The sequence below is a fragment of the Nonomuraea mangrovi genome (assembly GCF_042681425.1).
GTDB classification, from domain to species: domain Bacteria; phylum Actinomycetota; class Actinomycetes; order Streptosporangiales; family Streptosporangiaceae; genus Nonomuraea; species Nonomuraea mangrovi.
The window spans coordinates 1-561 of sequence record NZ_JBHUFV010000119.1; the positions used below are offsets into that span (position 1 = coordinate 1).

At 68.8% G+C, this 561-nt stretch carries 1 pseudogene; it reads left to right on the plus strand.

What is annotated here, in order from left to right:
- A pseudogene (locus tag ACFSKW_RS54745) lies at positions 1-561 on the plus strand (IS5 family transposase); the annotation flags it as partial.

Below are 561 nucleotides of genomic sequence, written 5' to 3' on the forward strand. Positions count from 1 at the left end.
GGCGAGCTGACCGACAAGGCCTGGCAACGGATCGAGCCCCTGCTGCCCGTGGCGGATGGCAGGGGACGGCCCTGGCGTGATCACCGCCAGGTCATCAACGGGATCTTGTGGCGGTTGCGGACCGGGGCGCCCTGGCGGGACATCCCTGAGCGTTACGGCCCCTGGCAGACCTGCTACGAGCGGTTCAAACGCTGGGAAGAAGACGGGACCTGGGCCCGCCTGCTGGAGGACCTGCAGGTCAAGGACGACTCGATCGGCACGGTCGAGCTGACCGTCAGCATCGACTCGACCATCGCCCGCGCCCACCAGCACGCCGCCGGTGCCCGAAAAAGGGGGACGACGGCGGGACGATCGATACGAAGCAATCGCAAAACCGGCAGGCGCTCGGACGATCCCGAGGCGGGCTGACCACCAAGCTCCACCTGATCAGCGAAGCCCGCGGCCTGCCGCTCACGGTGTATCTGACCGGCGGCAACGTCAACGACTGCACCGCCTTCGAGTCGGTGATGGCCACCTTCCGGCTGCGCCGCCGCATCGGCCGTCCCCGCACCAGGCCAGACC